Genomic DNA, 5,459 nt, shown 5'->3' with positions numbered 1-5,459 from the left:
AAACGCGTTCCGACTTTACCCTGAATACTCATACTGATTCGCTGGTCAAAATCGAAGGTAAGACTCTTTCTGTTTCGGGGCGAAAAGGCCGGATTGTCTTGCTTTGTAAATCGGATCCCTAAATCCATTTCCACCGACCCGGTAGGCTTAATATCAATGGTATTACCACCGAAAATGGTTTCAAACAAACCTGAATTCACATAATATCTTGGTAGCAAATCTTTTTTTGCTGCTTCGGCGCCTTCTTTTTTACCATCGATAGCGTCCAATTTTTTTTGATAGTAATCCCGAATGGATTCCCTGGTTAAGAGTTCTTCATACTCTCTAGGCGTCAGAATGATAGGGTAGTTTATATTAAAGCCATCGAACGTTTTGGTATAAATATATCGATCGGTAACAGGATCATACGTATAGGCTTCGGTGATGCTCCTTGGATTACTTAATTCCAAATGTCCTAAATCAACCCCGGTTTTTACGGAATCCTTCTCTTCTTCATCAACTTGTGCATGAACAGAAATACCAAAAAACAATATAAGTAGGGTTAACCCAAATTTATGTATCTTGAAAAAGTCTTTACTATATTGCGTTTTCAAATGACTACAGGTTTTTTAAAGCTAATTTAATAATAGTTTCCACAGAAGCATTCCCATCTTCTTTTACGATTTTATCGACAACTTTTTCAGCTGATTTTCGTACAAATCCTAAAACTTCCAAAGCAGATAACGCTTCATCTTTATTTGTATTGCTTTGCGAAAAAGACACTTCATCGAGATTGTAAATTTTCAACGCTTTGTCCTTCAGATCCAAAATAATACGCTGGGCTGTTTTGGCTCCAATACCTTTGATAGACTGAACAGTCCCAACATCGCCGGAAGCAATTGCCTGAATAATCTGTTGGGGCGCAATTGAGGAAAGCATGGTCCTTGCCGTACTGGCACCCACGCCGGAAACGGACAATAACAATTTAAACAATTCGCGCTCCGCTTTTTCCACAAAACCGAATAACGTATGGGCATCTTCTTTAACCTGAAGAAATGTAAACAACTTCAAATGGTCGGTTTCCGGGAGCAACGAAAAGGTGTGCAACGATATATTAATACTGTAACCTACTCCATTACAGTCTATTACAACTTCTGTAGGTGTTTTTTCCACTAATTTCCCCTGAATATGCGCAATCATACGTCTTAATTAATCTATCAAAAATAAGAAAAATCTTTTATCCTGATAATCAGAAACAAACAAGTTCCAATTTATCGGACAAAAGAATCCCTTAAATTATTTTACTTCTATCTGTTTTAGTCTTTTTTCTTTTTCCTGTGCATCCACAACTGCAACGGCAGCCATATTTACCATTTCTTCCACACTGGCTCCTAACTGGAAAATATGCACCGGTTTGTCCAGCCCCATCATTATTGGCCCTACAGACATAACCTTGTTTAGTTCTTTCAACATTTTGTAAGTGATATTGGCCGCATCCAGATTAGGAAACACCAACGTGTTCACATTTTTATTGGCCAGTTTCGAAAACGGGAATTTACTCGCCAACATTTCCTGATTCAGTGCAAAATCGGTTTGGATTTCTCCGTCAACGATCAAATCCGGATGGAATTCATGTAAAATCTCTACGGCTTTACGGATTTTTACTGCACTTTCAGCAGAAGAAGATCCGAAATTAGAAAACGAAACCATTGCGATTACCGGTTCCATACCGAACAGGCGAACCGTTTTCGCAGCCATTAATGCTATTCTGGCTAGGTCTTCTGCTGAAGGATTTGGATTGATTGCCGTATCCGCCAAAAATACGGGACCGCGTTTGGTCATCATCATGTTTGTGGTCGCAATGCGGTGAACTCCCTGCTGTCTCGCAATTAACTCCAAAATTGGTTTTACAACAGTCGGATAACTTCTGGAATAGCCGGTAACCAATGCATCGGCTTCGCCTTCATTCACCATCATGGCAGCAAAATAATTACGTTCACGCATCCACTTTTGGGCATCAAGTAATGAGGTCCCTCTACGTCTTCTGGTCTCCCAATACGCATCGGCAAAACGATTTCTTCGTTCCTCTTCTTCCTTGGTTTTCGGATCGATAATAACCACGTCCTCATCAAAACCTATTTCAGCTTTCAGTTCTAAAATCGTCTCTTTGTTCCCTAATAAAATTGGCGTTCCGATACCTTCTTCCATCACGATTTGGGCTGCTTTCAACACATCCAAATGGTCGGCTTCGGCAAAAATTATTCGTTTAGGGTCGGTTTTCGCGCGGTTATGAAGCAAACGGACCATTTTGTTATCCGAGCCCATACGTTCTAAAAGTTCATCGCGGTATTTACCCCAATCGGTAATTGGAGCTGTAGCGACACCCGATTCCATGGCAGCTTTTGCTACGGCAGGTGGCACCTCGGCAATTAATCGTGGATCAAACGGTTTCGGAATGATATAATCACGACCGAAAGTCAGCTTGGTTTCACCGTAAGCAACATTAACCTGTTCCGGCACAGAAGCTTTTGCAAGGTTCGCCAAAGCTACTACGGCAGCTTTTTTCATTTCTTCGTTAATTTTTGTGGCACGAACATCCAAGGCTCCACGGAAAATAAAAGGGAAACCAAGTACATTATTCACCTGGTTAGGATGATCGGAACGACCCGTTGCCATGATAATATCTTTACGGGTAGCGATAGCTAAATCGTATTTGATTTCCGGAGTTGGATTTGCCATGGCGAAAACAATCGGATTATCAGCCATGCTCAACAACATTTCGGGAGTCACGATATCACCTGATGACAATCCGATGAAAACATCAGCACCTTTCATAGCATCTGCAAGTCCATCAAAATGCACATCGGTAGCATATACACGCTGCATTTCCGAAATTTTAGGATCATCTTTGCGTAATGCCCCTTTACTGTTAAACATTACGATATTTTCCCGTTTAACCCCGAAAGAAACATACAGATTCGCACAGGCAATAGCTGCGGAACCCGCTCCGGAAACAACCATTTTCACTTCGCTCATTTTCTTTCCGGCCAATTCCACAGCATTAAGCAATGCGGCCGATGAGATAATTGCAGTACCGTGCTGGTCATCATGCATTACCGGAATATTCAATTCTTCCACCAGACGTCTTTCGATTTCAAAAGACTCTGGTGCTTTGATATCTTCTAAATTGATTCCTCCGAAAGTCGGCGCAATATTTTTTACGGTTTCGATGAATTTCTCAACATCTTTGGTATCTACTTCGATATCAAAAACATCAATATCGGCGAAGATTTTAAACAAAAGCCCTTTCCCTTCCATTACGGGTTTTGAGGCTTCGGGGCCGATGTCCCCCAAACCTAAAACAGCGGTACCGTTTGAAATTACGGCTACTAAATTTCCTTTTGCAGTATATTTATAAACGTTCTCAACGTCTTTTTCGATTTCTAAACAAGGTTCTGCTACTCCCGGCGAATAAGCTAATGCTAAATCTCTTTGTGTAGCGTATTTTTTGGTTGGAACAACCTGAATTTTTCCTGGTGTGGGCTTGGCATGGTATAATAAAGCTTCTCTTCTTTTGCTATCTTTATGCATGGTTTGTTTATTTACTAACTAACAAAGATATGAGGATGATAAGAATAATTGAAATTTTTACCCCTATTCTTTAAAAAAGTTTTCACCCGACTTTATTTACATCAAACAATCACAATCACAAGTAGTTGATTTTAACCACTTCAGGCTTTTATCCGTAAAAAATCCAAAAAAGAAAGTAATGAAGAATTAGTGTTCATTTTATTAATTATTCTTAAATTGTTAAACAGCAGACTTTCAATCCGTAAGATTAATTTTATTGACCGAAAATGGAAAACGCCTTTTCTTCAAACTTTGCAGCAGATTCTGCTACACTCGTGCATAGCGGAAGGGATTATTTTGACCGGCTGTTAAAACTAATCAACGACGCAACTGAAGAAATCCATTTTCAAACCTACATCCTCGAAGATGATATTACCGGGAACAAAATAGCCAACGCACTCAAAAAAGCCGCTTTCCGAAAGGTAACCGTATATCTCTTATTGGACGGAATGGGTTCACGCGCTTTGTCTGATAAATTTGTTGCCGATTTACAGCAAAGCGGCATTCATTTTCGTTTTTTCGCGCCTTTACTTTCCTACCAGTCGTTTTATTTCGGAAGACGACTGCATCATAAAATTATGGTTGCCGATGCCAAAACCGTTTTGATTGGCGGTATCAATATTGCCGAAAAATATGAAGGCACGGCAACAAAAACCCCTTGGCTGGATTATGCTGTTTTGATTAATGATGTTTCCATCGGACAACAAGCGCAATCGATTTGTCATTACTATTTTTTCAAAAAAGGAAAACGTCCTAACGGAAAAACACTTTCAGGAGAACCGAACAACCAAAGCCCAATAAAACTGTTTCAAAATGACTGGCTCCGTCGGAAAAACGAAATTCAGAACATTTATCTGAAATCCATACAAACGGCACAGGCTGAAATCATCATTGTATGCGGGTATTTTTTACCCGGAAGGAAACTGACGCAGGCACTAAAAAAAGCGGCACAAAGAAACGTTCGCATCCGGCTTATTTTTTCCGGCGTTTCGGATGTACCGTTAGTAAAAGGAGCCATCAATTACTATTATCCTTTTCTATTACGCAATAAAATTGAACTCTACGAATGGAATCATTCCATTTTACATGGAAAAACAGCCCTTGTGGATCAATCTTGGACAACTGTCGGCTCTTTTAACTTGAACCATTTGAGTTCGTATGCCAGCATTGAAATGAATGTCGGAATCAACTCGGCATCGTTTGCCCAAAAGTACCAAAATCATTTGGAGCACATCATGTTGCAATGCCGACAAATCACTGCAGCATCATTTGTGAGCCAAAACAATCCGCTGAAGCGCTTTAAAGATTGGAACTCTTATTATATCGTTCGCTTCTTCGAAATCCTGCTGACCTACCTGCCTTACAACCGATTTCTAAAACGACGCTAAAATGAAATGGAAAACCATCGTTGATTTCTTTTGGAAGATAGCCAAATCCAACAGCAGTGCGGAAGAAATTGCATGGGGTGCCGCCATTGGAACGTTCATAAGCGTGTTCCCTACTTTCGGATTAGGCATGCTTCTTGTAATCGTGTTAAGCCGGCTACTGAAATTTAATTTGACTATAGCCCTTGCCGCCAGTATTATTTCGAACCCTTTTACCAGTCCGTTTTTCATGCTTTTGAATTATAAAGTCGGTTCGTTGTTTTTCGACAGCCCCATTGTGTTTGACGTTGATAACTGGAAAGACAATTTAAAGGATACCGGGTTGGCCATTTTTATAGGCTCGCTCATTGTCAGTGGCTCCCTGGCGGTGATTGCCTACTTTTTTTCGAAATTCATGGTTTTGAAATTCCGGAACAAAAAGGAATTGTGATTATTTCAAAAAATCGATATTACGTTTTAAACCGG

General features: G+C 40.2%; 5 protein-coding genes. 2 read left to right on the top strand and 3 right to left on the bottom strand.

The features are described 5' to 3' along the window. From VLB74_RS08415 to VLB74_RS08405, 3 genes are all read right to left on the bottom strand, one after another. Window positions 1–560, bottom strand: a 560-nt coding sequence (locus tag VLB74_RS08415; RefSeq protein WP_325203012.1) for a hypothetical protein, incomplete at its 3' end; no start/stop codon positions are given. Between the two features lie 37 nt (window positions 561–597). After that, entirely contained in the window at window positions 598–1,179 is a 582-nt protein-coding gene (ruvA, locus tag VLB74_RS08410; RefSeq protein WP_325203011.1) for a Holliday junction branch migration protein RuvA, read from the bottom strand. Between the two features lie 96 nt (window positions 1,180–1,275). Beyond that, entirely contained in the window at window positions 1,276–3,570 is a 2,295-nt protein-coding gene (locus VLB74_RS08405; protein ID WP_325203010.1) for an NADP-dependent malic enzyme, read from the bottom strand. 266 nt (window positions 3,571–3,836) lie between these two features. Between VLB74_RS08405 and VLB74_RS08400 the strand changes: the two genes are divergently transcribed. Both VLB74_RS08400 and VLB74_RS08395 read left to right on the top strand, forming a co-directional pair. Continuing rightward, complete coding sequence (locus VLB74_RS08400; RefSeq protein WP_325203009.1) at window positions 3,837–4,997, top strand: phospholipase D-like domain-containing protein; 1,161 nt, start codon at window positions 3,837–3,839, stop codon at window positions 4,995–4,997. Window position 4,998: 1 nt separating this feature from the next. Continuing rightward, on the top strand, window positions 4,999–5,424 hold the full coding sequence (locus VLB74_RS08395; RefSeq protein WP_325203008.1) for a DUF2062 domain-containing protein: 426 nt from the start codon (window positions 4,999–5,001) through the stop codon (window positions 5,422–5,424). Window positions 5,425–5,459: the final 35 nt, after the last annotated feature.

Source organism: Flavobacterium sp., from assembly GCF_035456225.1.
GTDB lineage: Bacteria > Bacteroidota > Bacteroidia > Flavobacteriales > Flavobacteriaceae > Flavobacterium.
This window is presented reverse-complemented; position numbering and strand designations above follow the sequence as displayed.

What these genes read in the sequence shown, in the direction of transcription:
- VLB74_RS08405 (WP_325203010.1), bottom strand. Translation starts at nt 3,570, where the DNA reads ATGCATAAAGATAGCAAAAGAAGAGAAGCTTTATTATACCATGCCAAG.
- ruvA (WP_325203011.1), bottom strand. Translation starts at nt 1,179, where the DNA reads ATGATTGCGCATATTCAGGGGAAATTAGTGGAAAAAACACCTACAGAA.
- VLB74_RS08400 (WP_325203009.1), top strand. Translation starts at nt 3,837, where the DNA reads ATGGAAAACGCCTTTTCTTCAAACTTTGCAGCAGATTCTGCTACACTC.
- VLB74_RS08395 (WP_325203008.1), top strand. Translation starts at nt 4,999, where the DNA reads ATGAAATGGAAAACCATCGTTGATTTCTTTTGGAAGATAGCCAAATCC.